At 73.8% G+C, this 23496-nt stretch carries 19 protein-coding genes; 12 read left to right on the forward strand and 7 right to left on the reverse strand.

Annotated features, from left to right (window positions below; genetic code table 11):
- Nucleotides 1-256 precede the first annotated feature (256 nt).
- From ACQUFX_RS07490 to ACQUFX_RS07515, 6 genes are all read right to left on the reverse strand, one after another.
- The gene (locus ACQUFX_RS07490; RefSeq protein WP_428965299.1) at nucleotides 257-1642 is read right to left on the reverse strand and encodes a pectate lyase family protein; all 1386 of its coding nucleotides are present in this window, start codon (nucleotides 1640-1642) and stop codon (nucleotides 257-259) included.
- Nucleotides 1643-1881: 239 nt separating this feature from the next.
- On the reverse strand, nucleotides 1882-3099 hold the full coding sequence (locus tag ACQUFX_RS07495; RefSeq protein WP_428965300.1) for a Gfo/Idh/MocA family protein: 1218 nt from the start codon (nucleotides 3097-3099) through the stop codon (nucleotides 1882-1884).
- The gene (locus ACQUFX_RS07500) at nucleotides 3096-4586 is read right to left on the reverse strand and encodes a mannitol dehydrogenase family protein (protein WP_428965301.1); all 1491 of its coding nucleotides are present in this window, start codon (nucleotides 4584-4586) and stop codon (nucleotides 3096-3098) included. The genes ACQUFX_RS07495 and ACQUFX_RS07500 overlap by 4 nt, the downstream gene beginning before the upstream one ends.
- A complete protein-coding gene (locus tag ACQUFX_RS07505) occupies nucleotides 4577-5881 on the reverse strand; it encodes an enolase C-terminal domain-like protein (RefSeq protein ID WP_428965302.1) in 1305 nt (434 codons plus the stop codon). Before ACQUFX_RS07505 ends, ACQUFX_RS07500 begins: the two co-directional genes overlap by 10 nt.
- Nucleotides 5878-7329, reverse strand: coding sequence for a glucuronate isomerase (uxaC, locus tag ACQUFX_RS07510; protein ID WP_428965303.1), 1452 nt, complete (start codon nucleotides 7327-7329; stop codon nucleotides 5878-5880). The genes ACQUFX_RS07505 and uxaC overlap by 4 nt, the downstream gene beginning before the upstream one ends.
- Nucleotides 7329-8657: a Gfo/Idh/MocA family protein gene (locus ACQUFX_RS07515; RefSeq protein ID WP_428965304.1), complete on the reverse strand. Its 1329-nt coding sequence runs from the start codon at nucleotides 8655-8657 to the stop codon at nucleotides 7329-7331. The genes uxaC and ACQUFX_RS07515 overlap by 1 nt, the downstream gene beginning before the upstream one ends.
- 235 nt (nucleotides 8658-8892) lie before the next feature.
- Here ACQUFX_RS07515 and ACQUFX_RS07520 point away from each other — a divergent pair, with 235 nt between their 5' ends.
- Genes ACQUFX_RS07520 through ACQUFX_RS07550 form a run of 7 tightly spaced genes read left to right on the forward strand, consistent with a single transcriptional unit; the run spans nucleotide 8893 to nucleotide 15780 of the window.
- Entirely contained in the window at nucleotides 8893-10017 is a 1125-nt protein-coding gene (locus ACQUFX_RS07520) for a LacI family DNA-binding transcriptional regulator (RefSeq protein ID WP_428965305.1), read from the forward strand.
- 19 nt (nucleotides 10018-10036) lie between these two features.
- Nucleotides 10037-11383 carry an ABC transporter substrate-binding protein gene (locus ACQUFX_RS07525; protein ID WP_428965306.1) on the forward strand — a complete coding sequence of 449 codons (1347 nt, stop codon included), beginning with the start codon at nucleotides 10037-10039 and terminating at the stop codon, nucleotides 11381-11383.
- A 29-nt stretch (nucleotides 11384-11412) separates the two neighbouring features.
- Nucleotides 11413-12390 (forward strand): carbohydrate ABC transporter permease, encoded by a 978-nt coding sequence (locus ACQUFX_RS07530; RefSeq protein WP_428965307.1) that lies wholly within the window; start codon nucleotides 11413-11415, stop codon nucleotides 12388-12390.
- The gene (locus ACQUFX_RS07535; RefSeq protein WP_428965308.1) at nucleotides 12390-13274 is read left to right on the forward strand and encodes a carbohydrate ABC transporter permease; all 885 of its coding nucleotides are present in this window, start codon (nucleotides 12390-12392) and stop codon (nucleotides 13272-13274) included. Before ACQUFX_RS07530 ends, ACQUFX_RS07535 begins: the two co-directional genes overlap by 1 nt.
- Nucleotides 13275-13286: 12 nt before the next feature.
- Nucleotides 13287-13907, forward strand: coding sequence for a hypothetical protein (locus ACQUFX_RS07540; protein ID WP_428965309.1), 621 nt, complete (start codon nucleotides 13287-13289; stop codon nucleotides 13905-13907).
- Nucleotides 13904-14764, forward strand: coding sequence for a DUF6807 domain-containing protein (locus ACQUFX_RS07545; RefSeq protein ID WP_428965310.1), 861 nt, complete (start codon nucleotides 13904-13906; stop codon nucleotides 14762-14764). Before ACQUFX_RS07540 ends, ACQUFX_RS07545 begins: the two co-directional genes overlap by 4 nt.
- A complete protein-coding gene (locus ACQUFX_RS07550) occupies nucleotides 14761-15780 on the forward strand; it encodes a sugar kinase (protein WP_428965311.1) in 1020 nt (339 codons plus the stop codon). The genes ACQUFX_RS07545 and ACQUFX_RS07550 overlap by 4 nt, the downstream gene beginning before the upstream one ends.
- A gap of 30 nt (nucleotides 15781-15810) precedes the next feature.
- On the opposite strand, the gene ACQUFX_RS07555 is transcribed toward ACQUFX_RS07550, so the two are convergent.
- Complete coding sequence (locus ACQUFX_RS07555; protein WP_428965312.1) at nucleotides 15811-16830, reverse strand: LacI family DNA-binding transcriptional regulator; 1020 nt, start codon at nucleotides 16828-16830, stop codon at nucleotides 15811-15813.
- Between the two features lie 206 nt (nucleotides 16831-17036).
- On the opposite strand from ACQUFX_RS07555, the gene ACQUFX_RS07560 reads away from it, so the two are divergent.
- From ACQUFX_RS07560 to ACQUFX_RS07580, 5 genes are all read left to right on the forward strand, one after another.
- The gene (locus ACQUFX_RS07560; RefSeq protein WP_428965313.1) at nucleotides 17037-18188 is read left to right on the forward strand and encodes a Gfo/Idh/MocA family protein; all 1152 of its coding nucleotides are present in this window, start codon (nucleotides 17037-17039) and stop codon (nucleotides 18186-18188) included.
- On the forward strand, nucleotides 18185-19336 hold the full coding sequence (locus ACQUFX_RS07565; protein WP_428965314.1) for a dihydrodipicolinate synthase family protein: 1152 nt from the start codon (nucleotides 18185-18187) through the stop codon (nucleotides 19334-19336). The genes ACQUFX_RS07560 and ACQUFX_RS07565 overlap by 4 nt, the downstream gene beginning before the upstream one ends.
- A 347-nt stretch (nucleotides 19337-19683) precedes the next feature.
- A complete protein-coding gene (locus ACQUFX_RS07570; protein WP_428966888.1) occupies nucleotides 19684-20481 on the forward strand; it encodes a sugar phosphate isomerase/epimerase family protein in 798 nt (265 codons plus the stop codon).
- Between the two features lie 182 nt (nucleotides 20482-20663).
- Nucleotides 20664-21794, forward strand: a complete 1131-nt coding sequence (locus ACQUFX_RS07575) for an FUSC family protein (protein WP_428965315.1) — start codon at nucleotides 20664-20666, stop codon at nucleotides 21792-21794.
- 109 nt (nucleotides 21795-21903) lie between these two features.
- Entirely contained in the window at nucleotides 21904-23226 is a 1323-nt protein-coding gene (locus ACQUFX_RS07580) for an MFS transporter (protein ID WP_428965316.1), read from the forward strand.
- Nucleotides 23227-23496 lie beyond the last annotated feature (270 nt).

Below are 23496 nucleotides of genomic sequence, written 5' to 3' on the forward strand. Positions count from 1 at the left end.
GGTCCGGCGGCCCGCCGCCATCCGCCCCGGCCCCGGGCTCGCACCAGCCCACCCGGACCGCGGGTGGCGGCCGGGTCGCCGCCACCGGCGTACCGGGCCGACCCTAGGCGGTCGCCCCGGTACGCCGGTCGGCCGGTGCAAGGAAGGGCCCCTTGTTAACGCATACGGTAGAGAGAGGTACCCCTCTCACCGGGCGGGTGTTAAGAAGGGGCCCTTCCTTCGCGGCAGTCGGTCGGTCAGAGTTGGTCAGAGTTGATCAGAGGGGGAGGCGGTTGGCGCCGGCGAGCGCCTGCACGGTCAGCGGCACCAGGGGCGCCGGCAGCACCGGGCCGGTACGCAGGGTCGGGGTCCAGCCGGCGTCCGGGCTCAGGTCCGGGTCGTGCTGGGCGTTGTACGCGGCCACCAGGTCGACCCCGCGCGGGAGCCGGCCGGCCTCGTGCACCCAGTTGCCCCGGGTGGTGATGGCGGTGCCGCTCCAGTCGTAGAGCAGGTCGGCGGCGGTGATGCCGGAGCCGAGGGTGAAGTAGTTGTTCTGCGCGTACACCGCCGACTGGACGCCGACCCCGATGGCGTACTCGAAGCCCTCGCCGGAGAGCCGGTAGTAGTTGTTGTAGATGTCGACCTGGCCGAAGCGGACCCGGGGCAGCCGCTGGAGCACACCGTCGAAGACGTTGTGGTGCAGGGTCACGTTCAGCCGGCCGACGTCCGGGCCGACGGTGTTCGAGGAGCCGATCAGCATCAGCTTGTCCCGCCCGACGAACCGGTTGAACGAGGCGGTGACCAGGCTGGCGGTGTGGGTGACGTCCAGCGACCCGTCGTGCACCTGGTACGGGCGGCCGAAGTGGACCGGCTGGGCGCTGTCCGGGTTGTCGCCGTCGGTGAAGGTGTTGTGGTCGACCCAGACGTTCTCGCTGCGCCGCACCGAGACCTGGTCGTACTGGGAGTTCCAGTTGCCGGACTCGCCGTCGGTGGGGGACCAGGCCGGGAAGCAGTCCCGGGCGTCGTCGAAGGTGACGTTGCGGACGATCACGTTGTCCGCGCTGTCGATCATCAGGGTGAGACCGGTGAGGGTCGCCCCGCGCAGCCCGACGATGGTGGTGTTCGGGCCCACGTTGATCTGGGTGTGCCGGGTCTGGTTGGTCACCGACCGGACCCGGGCGGCCTCCACCGGGCCGCTGGGCGCCACCCGCCCCCACACCGCCGGGTCGTACGCGGCCAGGTACGCCTCCAGGGTGTACCCCGGGTCGGCGAGGTCGGCGCAGCTCAGCAGGGCGCCGTCGGCGCCCTCGAAGCCGTCGATGGTGCCGTCGACGTAGATCAGCTTCGGGGTGTCGTTGGTGCGGTTGGTGGCGTTGTCGCCGCCGAGGGCCTGGACCAGCTCGGCCCGGGTCCGGACCACGTGGACCTGGTCGTCGGCGGCGGTCGAGCCGCCGGTGGTGCCCGGCCCGGCCGCGGCCCAGCCGTCGTTGGCGGGCAGGGCCTGGCGGCCGATCAGCCGGGCGGTGAGGGGAAGCTTCCGTTCGGCCGGGGCGACCGCGCCCCGGGCGGGGTCGGCGGCCGGGGCGGGGGAGGCGACGGCGGGGACGGGGCCGATCAGAAGCAGGGTCGCGACCAGGGCCGCGCTGGTGATGGTTCGACGCATGGGCACTCTCCGAACATGTCGGTCAGATGTCGGGGCGGTGGTGCGGAGCCCCGATGACCCTCGACGGTAAGTAAGGCGGATTAAGAGAGTCAATGCATGCGATGTGCAGGTATTTTGCAGTAAAAGAGGACAGGAGTTATTTGCCCGACTGCTGACGGTGCAGAACGCGGGCATCGTGTCGCATTTGTCGGTGGGTCGGCACTCCCGTCGTTTGCCGCGCGTTCTCCGCGTCCGGTGGCTCAGCCGTCGCGGGCGGCCCCCCTCCGCGCGTCGAGGTCCACCACGTGCGGGGCGACCGCCCACGGCACCGCCAACTCGGACAGCAACCGTCCACCCCCGGCACAGGCCCGCAGCGCCGCGTTGACCCCCCGGATGGTGAGCACCCGGTCGGCCCCGTCACCGGTGCCGACCAGCAGCTCCGGGTCGATCCGGGTCGGCTCGGGGGCGCCGGCGACCACCTCCAGCACCGCCGTGAACGGCGCGGTCCGCGCCAGCGGGGCGATCAGCGGTACGCGCGGGTCGGCCCGGTGGTCGAGCAGGTTCTCCAGCAGGCCGCGCCGGCCCGCGACGGTACGCGGCTCGGCGTCGCCGGGCAGCAGCAGCCGGTCGGTCGGGTACTCCAGCACCGCCCGCCCGGCGGTGCCGGTGACGATCACCTCGCCCGGGACGAAGTCCTCCCCGGCCAGCGTCACCGCCACCACGATCGGCGGCCCGGCGGTCGGCACCACCCGCAGCGCGGCGGTGTCGTCCACCTCGATCGGGCGGACCCGGTACCGCTCCAGCTCGATGCGGGCCGGGGCGACCGGGGCCCCGGCGGCCACCTCGGCGACCGCCAGGGACTGCATCACCGCGTGCGCGAGCGGGTTGACCAGCGCGCCGTCGAGCACCGGCCGCCCGTCCAGGCTGCGCCGCCCGGCCCAGGGGGACCGGGCGTAGTAGCCGTCGGAGCGCTGCCAGGAGGCCACCGTCGCGATCCCGGTGACCGTGCCGAGCCGGCCGGCCGCCACCGCCTGGGCCAGCTCGGCCAGCGCGGCCGAGCCGAGCGCCTGGAACCCGACCTGGCAGGCCCGCCCGGTGGCGGCCAGCGCCCCGGCCAGCGTGTCGTGCTCGGCCATGGAGAGCACCGGCGGCTTCTCCATCAGCAGGTCCGCCCCGGCGGCCAGCACGTCCAGCGCGATCGGCAGGTGGGTGTGCGGCGGGGTGCAGAGCACCACCACGTCCGGCCGGGCCTGCGCCAGCATCGCCCGGTGGTCGGTGCCGACCAGCGCGTCGGCCGGTACCGGCGCCTCCGGCTCGTCCTCGACCGGGTGCAGGTCGACCAGGGCGACCAGACGGACCCGGCCGGTGGCGTGCAGGCCGGCGATGACCCGGCGGTGCCACCGCCCGTGCCCGTTCGCCCCGATCAGCGCGACCCGGGGCGCCACGACCCCGGACGGGCTGCCGGCGACGCCGGTCACGCCGCACCGGCCAGGGTCGCCGCGACGCCGTGCCGGCCCAGCGCGGTCAGCCACGCCGCGACGTCGGCGCGGAACTCGTCGTCGGCGGCCACCTCGGCGGGGAAGACCTCGTCGAGGGCGAGCACCGCGTCCACGGTGGCCGCCGGGTCGCCGCCGCCGCTGCCCAGCGCGGCCCGGATCCGCCCGGCCAGCGGGTCGTCCAGCGGCAGCGCGCTGCCGTCGTCGGCCTGCCCGGCGGCGAAGCGCAGCCACGCCGCCACCACCAGCGCCGCCCAGCGGGCGGAGCGGCCGGCGGCGCGCAGGTCGGCGACGGTGTGCAGGATCCGCTGCGGCAGCTTCTGCGAGCCGTCCATCGCCACCTGGAGGGTGCGGTGCCGGATCGCCGGGTTGGCGAAGCGGGACAGCACCTCGTCGCCGTACCCGGTGACCGCGACCCCCTCGGGCGGGGTGAAGCTGACCGCGACCTCCTCGGCGATCAGCCGCCGCAGCACCGTGCTCAGGTGCGGCATGGCCAGCGCGTCGGCGATGGTCTCGTACCCGGCCAGCGCGCCGAGGTACGCGGTGGCCGAGTGCACCCCGTTGAGGGTGCGCAGCTTCAGCCGTTCCCACGCCCCGGCGTCGGTGGTGAGCACCGCCCCGGCCCGTTCCCAGGCCGGCCGGCCGCCGGGGAAGTCGTCCTCGACCACCCACTGCCGGTACGGCTCGGCGTCCACCGCGGCCAGGTCGCTCACGCCGAGCGCCCGCCGCGCCACCGCCAGGGTGTCCGGGGTGCTGGCCGGCACGATCCGGTCCACCATCGTCCCCGGGAAGGTGACCTGGTCGGCGACCCAGTCCAGCAGCCCGTCGGGCACCCGGGCCTGGCGCAGCGCCTGGTGCACCAGGCCGCGCAGCCGGGTGCCGTTGGCCGGCAGGTTGTCGCAGCTCACCAGGGCGACCGGCCCGGCGCCGGCCGCCGCCCGCGCGGCCAGGCCGCGCAGCAGCAGCCCCGGCACCGTGGTCGGCGGCCGGTCGGTGGCCAGGTCGGCGGCGACCTCCGGGTCGGCCCGCAGCTTCCCGGTGACCGGGTCGAGCTGGTACGCCTTCTCGGTCACCGTCAGGGTGACCACCCGCACGGCCGGGTCGGCGAGCAGGTCGACCACGGCCTGCGGGTCGCTGGCGGCGTGCCGGACCCCGGCGAGGGCCCCCACCACGCGGGTGGTGCTGCCCTCCCCGGAGAGGGTGGTCACGCTGAACAGGCAGTCCTGCTCGGCGAGCGGCTCGATGACGGCGCGGCTGCGCGGCGCGACGCCGACGATGCCCCAGTCCCCGCCGGCCACCCCGATCGCCTCTTCGGTGTAGACCGCCTGGTGGGCCCGGTGGAACGCGCCGAGCCCCAGGTGGACGATGCCGACCGGGACGCTTCCGGGGCGCACCAGCGGCCGGCTCTCCGCCGGCACCTGACGCAGCGTGCCCAGGCCGAGCCGGGACACGCCGACGGTCACCGCCATACCGGCCCGTCCGGGAAGCGGTACTCGGCGATCGACTCTGGCTTCATCGTGGTGCTGTACCCGGGCTGGGTGGGCAGCAGGTACCGCCCGCCCCGGGTCCGGACCGGGTCGACGAAGTGCTCGTGCAGGTGGTCGACGTACTCGACCATCCGGCCGTCCAGGCTGGTGCCCACCCGCAGGTAGTCGAAGATCGCCAGGTGCTGCACGTACTCGCAGAGGCCGACGCCACCGGAGTGCGGGCAGATCGGCACCCCGAACTTGGCCGCCATCACGATCTCCGACAGCACCTCGTTGACCCCGCCGACCCGGCAGGCGTCGATCTGCATCACGCCGATCGCCTCGGCCTGGAGCAGCTGCTTGAAGATGACCCGGTTGGCGGCCACCTCGCCGGTGGCGACCCGGCACCGGCCGCCGGTCAGCTCGGTGACCGCGCGGGCGATGCGGGCGTGGCCGAGGATGTCGTCGGCGTGCGTCGGCTCCTCGATCCAGTACGGGTCGCTCTCGGCCAGCGCCGCCATGTTCGAGATCGCCTCGTCGACGTCCCACACCTGGTTGGCGTCCATCATCAGCAGCGCGTCCGGGCCGATCTCCTCCCGGATGATCCGGGCCCGGCGCACGTCGTCGTCGAGCGGGCCGCCGACCTTCATCTTCATCGCCCGCCACCCCTGGGCGTACGCCTCGCGGGTCAGCGCCCGGACCTTGTCGTCGGGGTACCCGAGCCAGCCCACCGAGGTGGTGTACGAGGGGAAGCCGTCACGCTCCAGCTCGGCCAGCCGGTCGGCCATCCCGTCGCGTCCCTTGTCCAGGATCGCGGCGGCCTCGTCCGGGGTGAGCGCGTCGGTGATGTGGTGGAAGTCGATGCTGGCCACCAGCTCCTCGGTGGGGGCCTCGGCGAGGAACCGCCACATCGGCTTGCCGGCCAGCTTCGCGCGCAGGTCCCACACGGCGTTGACGATCGCGCCGGTGGCCATGTGGATGACGCCCTTCTCCGGGCCCAGCCAGCGCAACTGCACGTCGGCGCTGAGCGAGCGCCAGAAGGCCACCGGCTCGGCGGCGATCTCCTCGACGGTCTTGCCCCGGACGTGGTGGGCGAGGGCCTCGACGGCGGCGCAGGTGATCTCGTTGCCCCGGCCGTTGGTGAAGGTGAACCCGGCCCCGGTCGGGCCGGCGTCGGTGGACAGCTCGACGTACGTCGCCGAGTAGTCCCCCTTGTTGATGGCGTCGGAACCGTCGCCGGCCGCCGCGGTGGGGAACCGCACGTCGTGGACGTCGACGGAGGTGATGGTGACGGTCACAGGTGGGACTCTCCGATCTTGAAAACCTTCCGGGGCAGCCGGTACGCCAGGTCGACGATGGTTTCGGCGGCCTCGTCCTCGGTGAGGCGGTGCTCGGCGACCAGGCGGGCCAGGAAGCCGGCGTCGATGCGGCGGGCCACGTCGTGGCGCACCGGGATGGAGCAGAACGCGCGGGTGTCGTCGACGAACCCGGCGGTGTTGTAGAAGCCGGCGGTCTCGGTGACCGACTCGCGGAACCGGCGCAGCACCTCGGGGGAGTCCAGGAACCACCAGGGCGCGCCGAGGTAGAGCGCGGCGTACCCACCGGCGAGGGGGGCCAGCTCCCGGGTGAAGGTGTACTCGTCGAGGGTGTAGACCACCACCCGCAGCCGGGGGTCGTTGCCGTACGCGTCCAGCAGCGGGGTGAGCGCGTGCAGGTACTCGGTGGCCTGCGGGATGTCCCCGCCGACGTCGCGGCCGTGGGTGGCGTACAGCCAGCGGTTGTGGTTGCGCACCGAACCGGGGTGCAGTTGCAGCACCAGGCCGTCGTCGAGCGACATCCGGGCGAACTCCACCAGCATGTGCGCCCGGAACGCCTCGGCGTCGGCCGCGTCGGCCTCGCCCCGGCGGCCCTTGTCGTACAGCGCCGCCGCCTCGGCCTCGCTCAGCGCCAGGGTCCGGGCGGTCGGGTGGCCGTGGTCCGACGAGGTGGCCCCGGCGGCGATGAACGCCTCCCGCCGCCGGCGCAGCGCCCGCAGGTACCCGGCGTAGGTGCCGGTGTCCTCCCCGGAGACCTCGGCGAGCTGGTCGACGTTGGCCGCCCAGTGGTCGAACTCCATGTCGACCACGTTGTCCGGGCGGAACGTGGTGATCACCTTCCCGCCCGGCCCGCCCCAGCCGTCGGCGGCGAGCTTGGCGTGCCGGCCCAGGTCGTCCAGGGGCGACTCGGTGGTGGCCAACACCTCGATGCGGAACCGGTCGAACAGCGCCCGGGGCCGGAACGCCGGCTCGGCCAGCCGGGCGGCGATCGCGTCGTAGACCTCGTCGGCGGTGGCCGGGGAGAGCGCGGTGGTCACCCCGAAGACGTCCCGGAAGGTCTCCTCCAGCCACAGCCGCGACGGGGTGCCCCGGAACAGGTGCCAGTGCGCGGCGAAGAGCCGCCAGATGGCCCGGCCGTCGGTCTCCACCGGGCTGCCGTCCACGCTCGGCACCCCGAGCCGGGACGGCGGGACGCCCTGGCTGAGCAGCATCCGGGTGACGTAGTGGTCGGGCACGATGAGCAGTTGCGCCGGGTCCGGGAACGGCCGGTCCTCGGCCAGGATGGCCGGGTCGACGTGGCCGTGCGGCGAGATGATCGGCTGCTCGGCCGCCAGCGCGTGCAGCCGGCGGGCCAGGGCCCGCACGCCGGGATCGGCGGGTAACAGCAGATCGGATCGGGGATCGGACACGGTGTGTGGCTCCTTGCGCATCAGGGGAGGGTGAGCAGGTCGGAGACCCGGACGGCCTGGCCGGTCTCGAAGGACCGGTTGGCGGCCAGGCCGGTGAGCAGGGCGAGCGCGCCGTCGCGGGCGGTCGCGGCGCGGCCGAGCGGATCGGTCGCCCCGCCGAAGAGCACCGCGGTCATCCGGGCGTCGGCGCCGCCGTGGCCCTCCCGGGTGTACCCGTCGACCGTGATCGGCCGGGGCGGCTCCCAGTACGGGCGCAGGGTCAGCGTCGCCGACCCGCCCTCGGCGGCGGCCTCGTTGCCGTGCAGGGCGGCGCCCTTGAGCGCGCCGGCCGCGGCGGGGCTGACGAACTCGCTCTCCACGACCTCCAGCTCCAGCCGCCCCCGGCTGCCGTTGACCATGACCCGGTAGCCCTCCCAGGGGGCGTAAGCGGTCAGGTGGTAGGTCATGGTCGCGCCGGTGGAGTACTTCGCCAGCACCGCCATGTCGTCCTCGATGGTGACGCCGGGGGCGAAGACGTTGCGGTCGCGGTGGTACCCGTCCTCGCCCTCGGCGTCGAGGTAGAGCTCGCGCAGCCGGGGATGGTCGGCCATCCGCAGCGCGAACGGGTCGTCGGCGGCGGCGGGGGAGCCGTGCACCCGGTCGTAGTCGCGGGCATACCCGTGCCGCTGGCCGGGCTCGCCGTAGAAGAAGAGCCGCCCGGCCGCGTACACCTCGACCGGGGTGGCGTCGAGCCACCAGTTGACCAGGTCGAAGTGGTGGCTGGCCTTGTGCACCATCAGCCCGCCGGAGTTGGCCTTCTCCCGGTGCCAGCGGCGGAAGTAGTCGGCGCCGTGGCGCACGTCGAGCAGCCACTCGAAGTGCACCGAGCCGACCTCGCCGACCGCGCCGTCGGCGATCAGCCGGCGGAGCTGCTCGTGCAAAGGGTTGTAGCGGTAGTTGAAGGCCACCGAAACCTTCCGGCCGGTCTCCGCCACCGCGTTCAGGATCCGCTGGCAGCGGGGCGCGTCGACGGTCATCGGCTTCTCGGTGACCACGTCGCAGCCGGCGCGCAGCGCGGCCACGATGTACTCGTCGTGGGTGACGTCGGTGGTGGTCACCAGGACCACGTCGACCCGCTCCTTGTCGAGCATGAGCGTGAAGTCGGCGGCGGGGTAGGTCGGCACCGGCGGGTGGCCCAGCTCGGTGAGCCACCGGTTGTGCGCCTCCATCCGGGCCTGGTTGACGTCGGCGAAGGCGACCAGCTCCGCGGTGGTGGAGTGGTCGCGGACCAGGGCGCGGACGAACATCTCCGCCCGTGCCCCGGTGCCGATCACCGCGTACCGGACCCGCCCCTGCTTGATCGATGACATCCCGACGGCCTCCCAGTGCTGCAAAGGTTTGCAGTGAAGTAACCATGCTCGATGACGCCGAGTCAACGATGTAACGGAATCCTGTGTCATTTGCCGGAGTTTGCCCGAGTAAGGGGGCATGGTGGGAGCGCCACCGAAACACATCTGTAACCATCCGCCGTTGACACTGGAGCAACCGTTTGCATTAATTGTCGGCACTTGAGTGACCGCAGCCACACCGGACGAAGGGGCCGCCGTGCCAGTCACCATCCGCGACGTCGCACGGGCCTCCGGTGTGCACATCTCCACCGTCTCGCGCACCTTCTCCGCGCCGCACCTGGTCAACCCGGAGACCCGGGTCCGGGTGCTGGCCTGCGCGGAGGACCTGGGCTACCGGCCCAACCGGGCCGCCCGAGCCCTGATCACCGGGCGGACCCACAACATCGGCCTGATCATCGCCGACATCGCCAACCCGTTCTTCCCGCCGCTGATCAAGGCGGCGGAGAGCCAGGCACGGCACCGCGACTACCACGTCTTCGTGGCCGAGACCAACGAGGACCCGTCGGCCGAGGAGGAGCTGGTCCACGCCCTCGCCAAGCAGGTCGACGGGGTGCTGCTGTGCAGCCCCCGGATGAGCAACAGCCTCATCGAGCAGCTCAGCCGCGAGGTGCCCCTGGTGGTGATAAACCGTCAGGTCGCCGGCCTGCCCTGCGTCATGATGGACGTCGGTCAGGGCGCCCGGTCGGCCGTGGAACACCTGACCGGCCTCGGGCACCGGCGGATCGGCCTGCTCGGCGGTCCCCGGGGCTCCTGGACCAACCGTGAGATCCGCCGCTCCGCCGGCGCGGCGGCGCGCGCCGGCGGAGCGGAACTCACCCTGTTCGGGCCCAACCCGCCCACCGTGGCCGGTGGCGGCGGCCAGGCCGAACAGGTCCGCCGCAGCGGCGTCACCGCCGTGCTCGCCTACAACGACCTGATGGCGATCGGCCTCATCGAGGGGCTGGACAGCCTCGGGGTCCGGGTCCCACAGGACGTCAGCGTCGTCGGCATCGACGACATCGCCCTGAGCCGGCTCACCCGGCCCAAGTTGACGACGGTGGCCACCCCCACGGGGGCCGCCGGCCGGTCGGCCGTCGACATGCTGCTGCAACAGGACACCGAGGCCCCACGCCGGGGCCTCGGTCGGAGCACGGCATCCGGCGACCGACGTACCACCGCACAGTTAATGCTCCAGACCGAACTGGTCATCCGCGACTCGACCGGCCCCGTACCACCCACCGGTCGCACCCGAGTCGGCGCCGCCAGCGAAGGCCCGGGCCCGCAACGCCCTGCGGACCCGGGCTGCCCGAGGGCGGCCACCGGCGAGGTAGTCGCCTCCTAACGCCAAGGAGTGAGCGCACATGCACCCCGCAACGCCCCCCACCGCCGGCGCGCCCGCCCGGCAGGCCCACCGTACCCCGGTCACCCGCCGGGGATTCCTCCGCCGCTTCCTCGCCACGGCCGTCACCGTGCCGCTGCTCCTCGGCGGTGCCGTGGCCTGCGGCAGCGACGACGAGGCCGGTTCCGACGGCAAGGTCGAGCTCTCCATCTTCTGGTGGGGCGGTGACGCCCGCGCCCAGCTCACCGAGCAGGCGCTGGAGCTGTACACCAAGAAGAACCCGAACGTCACGTTCAAGAAGACGTGGCAGGCCAACCAGGGCTACTTCGACAAGCTCGCCACCCTCACCGCCGGCGGCAGCCCGCCGGACATCTTCCAGATCGACGACAACTTCCTCACCGAGTACGCCGCCCGCAACACCACGCTCGACCTGAACGAGTACAAGGACAACGGCAAGCTCGACGTCTCCAAGTTCCCGGAGAGCCTCTGGCAGTACGGCGTGGTCGACGGCAAGCTCGCCGGCCTGGCCGCCGGGGAGAACACCCAGGGCCTCGTCTACAACAAGTCCCTGCTGACCAAGAACGGCCTCCCCGAGCCGACCACCGGCCAGAGCTGGGAGGAGCACATCGCCTGGGCCGAGGAGGTCAGCAAGAAGGCCAAGGTCCCCGGCACGATGGACGCCAGCGCCGTGGACAAGGCGTTCTGGGTGTGGCTGCGCCAGCAGGGCAAGGACCTGTACAAGGGCAACGACCTCGGCTTCACCGTCGAGGACGTGACCAAGTGGTTCGAGCTGTGGAAGGGTGCCCGGGACCGGGGCGCCACCCCGACCCCGGACGTGATCCACGAGGGCAACGCCACCGACATCACCAAGCAGCTCGTGGTCACCGGCAAGGCCGCCACCTCCTGGGTCTGGGTCAACCAGATGCCGGAGCTGAAGAAGAACACCAACGACGACCTGGGTGTGGTCGCCTACCCGGGTGACCCGAGCGCCCAGTGGGCCCGGGCCGCGATGTACTGGTCGGTCTTCCGCGGCAGCAAGCACAAGGACGTCGCCGTCGACGTGCTGAACTTCCTGGTCAACGACCAGGAGGTGGTCAAGCTGCTCGGCACCGACCGGGGTCTGCCCTCCAACCTCGACCTGCGTCGGGTGGTCAGCGACGACGTCACCGACCCGGCGATGAAGCTGTCCATCGAGGTGGAGACCAAGCTCGCCGAGACCTTCGGCCCGGCGCCGCAGGTGCCGATCAAGGGCCACAGCAAGGTCCGCGCCGAGCTGACCAAGGCCGCCGAGGAAGCCCAGTACGGCCGGCTCACCCCGGCCCAGGCGGCAGAGCAGTTCTACGCCGCCTGCAAGTCCGCGATCGCCTGAACCACCGAGGTTCGGAGAGGAGCCGGCTCGTGGCCCTGACCACGGCGCCCGGACCGACCCGACGTGGCAACGGTTCCGTCCGACCCCGCGCGAACCGCGGGGCCGGACGGAACCGGCACGGCGAAGGTCTGGCCGGATACGTTTTCCTGTCGCCCTGGCTGCTCGGCCTGATGGCCGTCACGGCGATTCCCATGCTGTTGTCGCTGTACCTCAGCTTCACCAACTACGACATCCTGACCCCGCTGTCCGAGGTCGAGTGGGTGGGGCTGGCCAACTACGAGCGGATGTTCACCAGCGACCCGTCGTACTGGCACGCGGTCCAGGTGACGCTGAAGTTCGCGCTGATCGCCGTACCGCTGAAGCTCGCCGCCGCGCTCGGCGTGGCCCTGCTGCTCAACCGGGCCTGGCGCGGTGTCGGCCTGTTCCGCAGCCTGTTCTACCTGCCCTCGCTGCTCGGTGGCAGCGTCGCCCTGGCCATCGTCTGGGTGAACATGTTCAACCGCGACGGTGCCTTCAACTCCTTCCTGGCGCTGTTCGGCATCGAGGGCAAGCCCTGGGTCAACGACCCGGACTGGGCCCTGCAGACCCTGATGGTGCTGGCCATCTGGCAGTTCGGCGCGCCGATGGTGATCTTCCTGGCCGGTCTCAAGCAGGTCCCCACCGAGCTGTACGAGGCCGCCTCGGTGGACGGGGCCAGCAAGTTCAGCCAGTTCTGGAACGTCACCCTGCCGATGCTCTCGCCGGTGATCTTCTTCAACCTGGTGCTGGAGACCATCAACGGCTTCCAGGGCTTCACCGCGGCCTTCGTGCTGAGCAACGGCACCGGCGGGCCGGTCGACTCCACCCTGATGTACACGCTGAACCTCTACATCTCCGGCTTCACCAACCTGGAGATGGGCTACGCCTCCGCGATGGCCTGGGTCTTCCTGCTCGCCATCGCGCTGATCACGGTGATCTTCTTCAGCACCGGACGGTTCTGGGTGCACTACTCGGACGGGGAGCGGTGATGGTGGCGGTGACCTCGACGGTGGCCCGCAGGGGCAACCGCAAGCCGGGCGGCGGGCGCCAGGCGGTGCGCCTGGCCATCCTGATCGCGATCGTCGCCGTGGTGCTGTACCCGTTGATCTGGATGATCGGCACCTCGTTCAAGTCGCAGGCGGAGATCGTCAACAACATCGGGCTGCTGCCGGAGGAGTTCACCCCCGGCAACTACACCGACGGATGGGCCAACTTCGACTTCAGCTTCGGGCGGTTCTTCCTCAACAGCGCGATGGTCAGCCTGCTGACCGTGGTCGGCAACGCGATCTCCTGCCTGCTGGCCGCGTACGCGTTCGCCCGGCTGAAGTTCCGGTTCCGGGGGATGTGGTTCGCCGTGATGATCGGCACCCTGCTGCTCCCCGGGCACGTGCTGATCATTCCGCAGTACATCCTGTTCCGCAGCCTGGGCCTGGTCGGCGGGGACTGGCCGTACCTGCCGCTGCTGATCCCCCAGTTCCTGGCCACCGAGGCGTTCTTCGTCTTCCTGATGGTGCAGTTCATGCGGGGCATCCCGCGCGAGCTGGACGAGGCCGCCAAGATCGACGGGGCCAGCTCGTTCGGCATCTTCCGGCACGTCATCCTGCCGCTGAGCCGACCGGCGCTGGTCACCACCGCGATCTTCTCGTTCATCTGGACCTGGAACGACTTCTTCCGGCAACTGGTGTTCCTCTCCGACCTGAAGGACTACACCGTGCCGGTGGCGCTGACCCTGTTCATCGACTCCACCAGCGCGAGCGCGGTCGGGCCGATGTTCGCCATGTCGGTGCTGTCGCTGCTGCCGGTGTTCCTGTTCTTCCTGGCCTTCCAGCGGATGCTCGTCGAGGGCATCAACACCAGCGGTCTGAAGGGGTGAGGTGATCCGGCGATGAGCGCCACGGGTGTGGAGGCCGTCCCGGCCGCCCGGGACTGGCGGGACGTCCTGCGCGACGCCACCGACCTGGCCCTGGTCGGGATCACGGTGGTGCTGGCCTCGGTGCCGGTGCTGACCGCCGGCGCGGCGGTCGGCACGGCCAGCGCCGCCGTGCACGACTGGGCGGAGACCGGGACCTGGCCGCCCGCCCGGCGCATCCTGGCCCGGTTCGGCCGGGCCCTGCTGCCCGGCGCGGCGGTGACCGTCCTCGCGGTGCTGGTCACCGGGCTGCTCGTGGCCGACCTGCTGGCGCTGGCCGCCGGCCGGGTGCCGGGCGGCACCCCGGCGCTGCTGGTCACCGTCGCGGTGGCGGTGGCCCTGGTCGGGTACGCCGGGCTGGTGGTGGTCGAGGTGGGCCGGGCCGGGGGCGCCGGCTGGCGGGCCGCGGCCCGGTCCGCCGCCGGCACCTGCCTGGCCCGCCCCGGCCTCTGGGCGGCGCTGAGCGGGGTGACCCTGCTGACCGGGTTCCTCGCCGTGCTGGTCCACCCGGTGGCGGTGACCCTCCTGGCGGGGTACGCGATCGCCGCCCTGCACGCGGTGACCCGCCGCGCGGCGGCCCCGAGGGCGGCGGCATGACCGACGAGCACCACCTGGTGGTGGACGGCACGCCGGTGGCCACGTACGTGGTCGACCCGGACCTGGACGCCAAGCACGGCCCCCGGCCGTACCTGCACCCGGTGCGGACCCTCGCCGGCACCCCGGTCACCGACGCCCTTCCCGCCGACCACGTCTGGCACCTCGGGGCCTCCCTGACCGTGCAGGACGTCTCCGGCACCAACCTGTGGGGTGGGCGCACCTACGTCCGGGACGCCGGCTACACCTGGCTCGACGACCACGGGCGGATCGCCCACACCGGGTGGACCGAGCGGGCCCCCGACCGGCTGGCGCACCGGCTCCAGTGGCGTGACCGGGCCGGCGGGGTGCTGCTCATTGAGGAACGGCGGCTCGCCGCCACCCGGGTCGACGGCCCGGCCGCCGCCTGGCGGCTGGACCTGGACTACACCCTCACCGCCCCGGCCGACGCCGACGTGCATCTGGGCAGCCCGGCCACCAACGGCCGCCCCGGCGGGGCCGGCTACGGCGGGTTCTTCTGGCGGGGCGCCCCGACCGCTGACGCGGTGACCTTCACCGCCGACGCCGAGGGGGAGGAGAAGGTCAACGGCAGCGACGCGCCGTGGCTGGCCTTCGGTGGCACCGGGCCGGGCGGCGCGGCGTACACCCTGGTCTTCACCGGCCTCGGGCCGGGGGACCGGTGGTTCGTCCGGACCGCGATGTACCCGGGGGTGTGCGTGGCGTTCGCCTTCGAGCAGCCGGCCGTGGTGGCCGCCGGGACCAGCCGGCCGGGCCGGCACCGGGTCACCGTGGTCGACGGGCTGGTCGGCCGCGACGAGGCGGCGGCGCTCGCCGCCGCCGCGGGACCGGTGACCCGGTGACCGGACCCGAGGTGGTCACTGTCGGCGAGACCATGGTGGTGCTCAGCCCCGATCCGGTCGGCCCGCTCGAGCGGGCCGACCGGGTGGCCCTCGGCGTCGGCGGCGCCGAGTCCAACGTGGCCATGGGGCTGGCCACCCTCGGGCACCGGGCGGCCTGGCTGAGCCGGGTCGGCGACGACCCGTTCGGCCGGTTGGTGGTCGGGCGGGTCGCCGCCGCCGGGGTCGACGTCGACCTGGTCGCCGTCGACCCCGGCGCGCCGACCGGCCTGTACGCCAAGGATCCCGGCCCGGCCGGCACGGCGGTGCACTACTACCGGGCCGGCTCGGCGGCGTCCCGGCTCGGCCCGGCGGTGCTCGACGACCCCCGGCTGGCCGGGGCGCGGCTGGTGCACCTGACCGGGATCACCCCGGCGCTGTCGGCGAGTTGCCGCGCCCTGGTCGAACGGGCGCTCACCGCCCGTGCGGTGCCCGGCGCGCTGGTCAGCTTCGACGTCAACCACCGGGCCCGGCTCTGGCCGGCCCGGCACGCCGCCGACCTGCTGCGCCGGCTCGCCGACGCCGCCGACCTGGTCCTCGTCGGGCTCGACGAGGCGCAGACATTGTGGCAGACCCCGGACGCCGAGGCGGTCCGGAAACTGCTGCCCGGCCCGCGCATGGTGGTCGTCAAGGACGGCGGGGTCGGCGCGACCGCGCTGCCCCGGACCGGCCCGGCCACCGTCGTGCCGGCATTGCGGGTACCGGTCCTCGAGCCGGTCGGCGCCGGGGACGCCTTCGCCGCCGGTTACCTCTCCGGGGTGCTGCGCGGGTGGGAGCCGCGGGCCGCGCTGCGCCTGGGGCACCTCTGCGCGGCCCGGACCCTCACCGTCGCCGGGGACACCGCCCCGCCGCCGGAGCGGGCGCTCTGCGACGACCTCGTGGCGCTGCCCGACGAGGGGTGGGCGGCGCTCGACCCGACGTGGCTCGACGGGCCGTACCGGGTGGGCGGTGCCGGGTCGGCCGGCGGTGCGCCGGGTTGACCGGGGTACGGGGCGATGGGGGAGGCGGGGTCAGTCCGGCGGCGCGGCACCGACGCTGTCGCGGCGCACCAGCTCGGCCGGGAGGACCTCCACCCGGGCCCGGTCGCCGGCCCGCTCCAGGGCCAGCGTCATCGCCCGGCTGCCCAGCTCGACCAGGGGCAGCCGGACGGTGGTCAGCGTCGGGGTGACGTCCCCGGCGATCGGCATGTCGTCGAAGCCGGCCACGGAGACCCGTCCGGGGACGGCGACGCGGCGCCGGCGCAGCTCGGCCAGCGCCCCCACCGCCATCGAGTCGTTCAGCGCCACGATGGCGGTCAGGTCCGGGGCGGCGTCGAGCAGCTCGGCGGTCGCCGCCGCCCCGCCGTCCCGGTCGAACCCGGCGTACCGGATCCGGTCGTCGTGCAGCGGGCAGCCGTGCTCGGCCAGCGCCCGCCGCAGGCCGCCGAGCCGGTCGGTGGTGGTGGTGAGCACGCGGGGGCCGGCGATCACCCCGATCCGCCGGTGCCCGAGCCGGACCAGCTCCTCGCCGAGCAGTTGCGCCCCGGTCTCGTTGGCCGGCATCACCGCGTCACCGGCGTGGTCGTGCCGGCCGATCACCGCCACCCGGCCGCCGGTCGCCTCGTACGCGGCCAGCTTCTCGTTGAGCCGCTGGGTGAAGCCGTCGTCGTGGTACCCGGAGCCGGCGAGGATCAGCGCGGCCACCTGCTGGGCGCGCAGCAGCTCGACGTACTCCAGCTCCCGCTCGGGGTCCCGGTAGCTGTTGCAGATGATCAGCAGCCGGCCGTGTTCGGTGGCGACCCGTTGCAGCCCCCGGGTGACCTCGGCGAAGTACGGGTCGGAGACGTCGTGCACGATCACCCCGACCACGCTGCGCTGCGGCCGGGCCAGCAACTGGGCGTGGGCGTTGGGCACGTACCGCAGGTCGGCGACGGCCCGCAGGACCCGCTCGCGCAGCTCCTCGGCGACGGGCTTGCTACTGCCGTTGATCACCCGCGACGCCGTGGCGGGGGAGACCCCCGCGCGGCGGGCGACGTCGGCGAGCGTCGCCATGCAGCACCCCCGAAACCGTTTCGCGGTCGCGCCGCCCGCGACCGGACGTCAGGCTACCGCAGAGCGGTGCGCCTGATCACGCCCCGCGATCCCGGCCCGGCCCGGGTGGGCCTTGCCGGGGGAGCGGGGCGGCATCTAGTCTCCAGGAAAGCGCTTACCTGTGCCGGTGGTCGTCACCACCGCAGGTGTCGGAGGGAAGGACAACCATGACCCGCAGGCCGATCGGCATCATCGTCAACGGCGTCACCGGCCGGATGGGCTACCGCCAGCATCTCGTTCGGTCGCTGCTGGCCATTCGCGAGCAGGGCGGTGTCGCCCTGCCGGACGGCACCCGGATCTGGCCGGAACTGGTCCTGGTCGGACGCAACGAGGACAAGTTGCGGGAGATCGCGCAGCGGCACGGCCTCACCGACTGGACCACGGACCTCAGCGCCGCGCTGGCCCGCGAGGACGTCGAGATCTACTTCGACGCCCAGGTCACCCAGCAGCGGGAGAAGGCGATCCGGCAGGCCATCGAGGCCGGCAAGCACATCTACACCGAGAAGCCGCTGGCCGAGGAGACCGAGGCCGCCCTGGACCTGGCCCGGGTCGCCGACGCCGCCGGGGTCCGCACCGGCGTGGTCCAGGACAAGCTCTTCCTGCCCGGCCTGCGCAAGCTCAAGCGACTCATCGACGGCGGCTTCTTCGGCCGGATCCTGTCGGTGCGCGGCGAGTTCGGCTACTGGGTCTTCGAGGGCGACTGGCAGCCCGCCCAGCGCCCGTCGTGGAACTACCGGTCCGAGGACGGCGGCGGCATCGTCGTCGACATGTTCCCGCACTGGCACTACGTGCTGGAGGAGCTGTTCGGCCCGGTCCAGGCGGTCAGCACGGTCATCGCCACGCACGTCCCCGAGCGGGTCGACGAGGCCGGCCGCGCCTACCCGGCCACCGCCGACGACGCCGCGTACGGCATCTTCGAGCTGGCCGGCGGCGTCATCGCCCAGCTCAACTCCTCCTGGTGCGTCCGGGTCAACCGCGACGAGCTGGTCGAGTTCCAGGTCGACGGCACCGAGGGCAGCGCCGTCGCCGGGCTGCGCAACTGCAAGATCCAGCACCGGGCGGTCACCCCGAAGCCGGTGTGGAACCCGGACCTGCCGGTCACCGAGAACTTCCGGGCCCAGTGGACCGACGTGCCGGACAACGAGGAGTTCGACAACGGCTTCAAGGTCCAGTGGGAGGCGTACCTGCGCCACGTGGTGGCGGGCGAGCCGTTCCGCTGGGACTTCCTCGCCGGCGCCCGGGGCGTGCAGCTCGCCGAGCTGGGCCTGCTCTCCGCCCGCGAGGGTCGCCGCGTGGAGATCCCGGAGCTGAGCCGATGAGCGCCGAGGTCCGCCTCCCCGACGGCAGCCGGCACCGGCTGCGCGGCGGCGCCGGCTTCCCCCGGCCCGCCGCCCCGGCCGCCTCCCGGATCGCGTACGCCGCCGCGCACGTCGTCGCCGACCCCACCGCCGAGAACGTCCCGGGCACCCCGGCCGCCGTCGACTGGGACCGCACCCTCGCCTTCCGCCACCACCTCTGGTCGTACGGGCTGGGCGTGGCCGAGGCGATGGACACCGCCCAGCGCGGCATGGGCCTGGACTACCCGGCCGTCCGGGAGCTGATCCGGCGCAGCGCCGCCGAGGCCCGTACCGTCGGCGGGAAGATCGTCGCCGGGGTCGCCACCGACCAGTTGCCCCCCGGCCCGGCCACCCTGGACGACATCGCGCGGGCGTACCACGAGCAGCTCGCCGACACCCTCGCCGCCGGGGCCCGGCCGGTGCTGATGTGCAGCCGGCACCTGGCCGCCACCGCCACCGGCCCCGACGACTACCTGCGGGTCTACGGCGACCTGCTGGCCACCACCGACCAGCCGGTGGTGCTGCACTGGCTCGGCGACATGTTCGACCCGGCGCTGGCCGGCTACTGGGGCGCGGCCGACCTGGACCTGGCCACCGCCACCGTGCTCCAGCTCATCAAGGACCACGCGGAGAAGGTCGACGGGATCAAGGTGTCCCTGCTCGACGCCGACCGCGAGGTGGCGTTGCGCCGTGCGCTGCCCGCCGGGGTACGCCTCTACACCGGCGACGACTTCAACTACCCGGAGCTGATCCGGGGCGACGAGCAGGGTCACTCGGACGCCCTGCTCGGGGTCTTCGCCGCGATCGCGCCGGCCGCCTCGGCGGCCCTGGCCGCCCTCGACCGGGGCGACCTGGCGACCTACGACGAGGTCTTCGCCCCCACCCTGCCGCTGGCCCGGCACCTGTTCGCCGCGCCGACCTGGTTCTACAAGACCGGGATCGTCTTCCTGGCCTGGCTGGCCGGCCACCAGGAGCACTTCGTCATGGTCGGCGGCCAGCAGTCCGGCCGCTCCCCGGCCCACCTGGCCCGGCTGCTGGTCCTCGCCGACGCCGCCGGCCTGCTCCCCGACGCCGACCTGGCGGCGGCCCGGGCGCGGGCGTACTTCACCGTGGCCGGGGTTGACCAGTGAGCGCGAGGAGTGCAGCGCAGCGGAGCCCCGCAGTCGCGAACGAAGGTGGCGCAGTGAGCGCGAGGAGTGCAGCGCAGCGGAGCCCCGCAGTCGCGAACGAAGGTGGCGCAGTGAGCGCGAGGAGTGCAGCGCAGCGGAGCCCCGCAGTCGCGAACGAAGGTGGCGCAGTGAGCGCGAGGAGTGCAGCGCAGCGGAGCCCCGCAGTCGCGAACGAAGGTGGCGCAGTGAGCGCGAGGAGTGCAGCGCAGCGGAGCCCCGCAGTCGCGAACGAAGGTGGCGCAGTGAGCGCGAGGAGTGCAGCGCAGCGGAGCCCCGCAGTCGCGAACGAAGGAAATCCAGTGAGCGGGTTGGAGCGGTTCTCGTTCAACCAGGCGACGGCGAAGCACTGGCCGCTGGAGGACGTGGTGGCCGGCTGCGTCGACGCCGGGGTGCCGGGCATCGGGCTGTGGCGCGAGCCGGTCCAGGAGTACGGCCTGGCGAAGGCGGCCACCCTGGTCCGGGACGCCGGGCTGGCGGTCACCTCGCTGTGCCGGGGCGGGTTCTTCACCGCCGACGGGTGGCGCGACGAGAACCGGCGGGCCATCGAGGAGGCCGCCACCCTGGGCACCTCCGTGCTGGTCCTGGTCTCCGGCGGGCTGCCCGAGGGGAGCCGGGACGTCGACGGGGCGCGGCGGATGGTCGCCGACGCCATCGCCGAGCTGGCCCCGGAGGCCGCCGCCGCCGGGGTGACCCTGGCCATCGAGCCGCTGCACCCGATGTTCTGCTCCGACCGGTGCGTCGTGGCGACCCTCGGGCAGGCCCTCGACATCGCCGAGCAGTTCGAGCCGGGCACGGTCGGGGTGGTGGTCGACGCGTACCACGTGTGGTGGGACGACACCGTCTACCAGCAGATCGCCCGCGCCGGCGCGCGGATCGCCGCGTACCAGGTCGCCGACTGGATCACCCCGCTGCCGGAGGGGGTGCTGCTGGGCCGGGGCCTGCCCGGCGACGGCTGCGTGGAGCTGCGCCGGCTGCGCGAGGCGGTCGACGCGGCCGGGTACACCGGGCCGGTGGAGGTCGAGGTCTTCAACGCCGAGGTCTGGGCCCGACCGGGCCGGGCCGTGCTCGACGCGTCCGTGGCGGGGTACCTGCGGCACGTCGTCTGAGACCCGCGCCGGGTCGGCCAGTGCTGTCCGACCCGGCGCGTCCCCCTCGCCCCGCCCCCGGCGGTGACACCCCACGGTGTCCTCCGTCGCACCCCCACCGCCCTGCCCGCGTCGGCCCGCACCGCTGAGCGCACCATGTGAGCCGGGAACAGGGGCGACGAGGGGGCGGGAGGTGCGTGGGCGTGGCGACGGTCCGGTGGAGGTGGTTCCGGGAGGCCGCCGGTCGGGTCCGGGTGGGCTGGCTCCAGGTGGTCGAGGGCACCCTCGCGGCGACCGTCGCCTGGGTGCTGGCCACCGCCCTGGTCGGCCACCCGCAGCCGTTCTTCGCCCCCGCCGCCGCGTTGATCGTCCTCGGGCAGGCCCGGGGGCAGCGCACCGCCCGCGCGGTGGAGGTGGTGCTCGGGGTGGCCGCCGGGGTGCTCGTCGCCGACGTGGTGGTGCAGGCCCTCGGCCCCCGGAGCACCTGGACCGTGTTCACGGTGATCCTGCTCACCATCGTCGGGGCGGTGGCGATCGGCGCGGGCGGCGTCTCCGTGGTGCAGGCCGCCGTCTCCGCCCTCTACCTGGTGGTGATCTCCCCGCCGACGGAGTCGCTGATCCCGTTCCGCTTCGTCGACGCGCTGATCGGCGGCGTGGTGGCCCTCGCCGCCAGCCAGCTCGGCTCCGCCCGGCATCCGCTCGCCCCGCTCGTCGCCGAGTTCCGGCTCACCTTCGAGGAGCTGGCCGGGGTGCTGCGGACGGTGGCCGAGGCGCTCGACGCCCGCGACGAGAGCGTCGCCCGGACCGCGCTGGAGCGGGCGCGCGGGATGGACGCCGCCGTGGAGCGGCTGCGGACCGGGGTGCTCGCCGCCGGGGAGGCGCTCACCCTGCACCTGCGGCGCCGCCGGCACCTCGGACGGCTCCGCGCGGTCGACCCCTCGATCGGGCAGATCGACTACGCCGTCCGTAACGTCCGGGTGCTGGCCCGCGCCGGGGTGACCCTGACCCGCCTGCCCACCCCGGTCCCGCCCGACCTCGCCGTCGCCGTCCGGCTGCTGGCCGACGCGGTGCACGCCGTGGGGGAGACGATCGCGGCCGACCTGGACGGCCGGGCGGAGGCCGCCGAGGAGTGCTGCGTCCGTGCCGAGACCGCCGCGCTGGCGGCGGTCCGGGTCGCCGGGCGACTCTTCACCGCCGGGCAGACGCTGCCCCTGGCGATGATCGTCGGGCAGGTCCGGGCCACCGCGATCGACCTGCTGCGCAGTGTGGCCGCCGACGACGACGCGACAGTCCTGGCCCGGGTCGACGAGGCGCTCGGCCTGCCGGCGGTGTGAGCACCGGCGACGCCCCGCCCGTCCGGGTCGGCCGTGACGGTGCCGGTGCGGACCCGGATCGCGGTGCGGGCCGGGGGTGCTGCCCACCGCTGTCGGTCCACGGTGTCCAATGATCGGTCGACGTCTCATCGTGTCGTCCAGGAGGTCACCCGTGAGCAGCACCGACGCTTCGACCGTCGGCACCGGTGCCGGCCCGTCCGGCGTACCCGCCCCGGTGCTGGCCGCCCGCAACGCCGTGGCCGTCGTCTTCGCCCTCAACGGTCTCGCGATCGCCACCTGGTTCTCCCGGGTGCCGGCGGTGCGGGAGGCGCTCTCGCTCAGCGCGGGGCGGCTCGGTCTGCTGCTGCTGGCCATGTCCGCCGGGTCGATGCTGGCGCTGTCCACCGCCGGGCTGGCCACCCAGCGCTTCGGCCCGGCCCGGACGGTCGGTGGCGCGGTGCTGCTGGTCGCCGGCGGGTTGGCCGGAGCCGGGGTGGCCGCCGGCGCGGCCGGCTCGCTGCCGGGCGTGGCCGTCGGGCTCTTCGCGCTCGGCTACGGGGCGGGCGTCTGCGAGGTGGCGATGAACGTCGAGGGGGCGGCCGTGGAGCGCCGGCTGCGCCGGACCGTGCTGCCCCGGTTCCACGCCGCCTGGAGCCTCGGCTCGGTGGCCGGCGCCGGGCTGGGCGCGGGAGCCGCCGCGATCGGCCTGCCGGTCGCCGGGCACCTGGCCGTCCTGGCGGTGGTGGTGCTGGTCGGCACCCTGCTGGCGGTCCGCGCGTTCCTGCCGGTGCCGGGCACCGGCCCGGCGGTGGCCGGTGCGGCGGAACAGCCGACGCCGCGTCGCGGCGGGCTGCTGGCCGCCTGGCGGGAGCCGCGTACCCTGCTCATCGGCCTGCTGGTGCTCGCGGCGGCGTTCACCGAGGGCAGCGCCAACGACTGGCTCGCGGTGGCGTTCGTCGACGGGTACGGGTTCAGTGAGGCGGCCGGCGCGGCGGTCTTCGCCGTCTTCGTGGTCGGCATGACACTCGGCCGGACCGCCGGCACGGTGGCGATCGACCGGTGGGGTCGGGTACCGGTGCTGCTGACCACCATCGTGCTGGCCGGCGTGGGGGCGCTGCTCGCCGTGCTGGCCGGCAGCGGGCCGGTGGCGATCGTCGGGGTGGCGCTCTGGGGGCTCGGCGCGTCGCTCGGCTTCCCGGTCGGGATGAGCGCCGCCGCCGACGAGGAGGACCACGCCGCCGCCCGGGTCAGCGTGGTGGCCGCCATCGGGTACACCGCGTTCCTGGCCGGCCCGCCGCTGCTGGGGCTGCTCGGCGACCGGGTGGGCACCCTGCGGTCGCTGCTGGTCGTGCCGCTGGTGCTGCTGCCCACCCTGGCCCTGCTGCCGGCCCTGCGCCCACCGGCCGGCTCGTCCGGCCCGAAGGTCCCGCCCCCGCCCGCACCGGCCCCGTGACCCGGTGGGCGCAACTGCCGGCCGCGTAGCACCTCAACTGGCTCATCCTGTGGGTGCCGCTGAACAAGGCGATGGCGTACCCCCTCGACGAGCCCGTCCATCCGCCGCACGAGCTGGACCGCTTCGCCGACGAGGGGGTGCGCGTCTTCCTCGCCGCGTACGGCCGGCCCCGCTGCGCCGGCATCGGCCCCGTGCCGGTGTCGGCGTCGGTGCCCAGGAGGCTCCCACCCGGCTCGCAGGGAGCTGACAGGTCAGCGTGCTGCACTCCAG

It is taken from the genome of Micromonospora fluostatini, assembly GCF_050410825.1.
Classification (GTDB): Bacteria; Actinomycetota; Actinomycetes; order Mycobacteriales; family Micromonosporaceae; genus Micromonospora; species Micromonospora rosaria.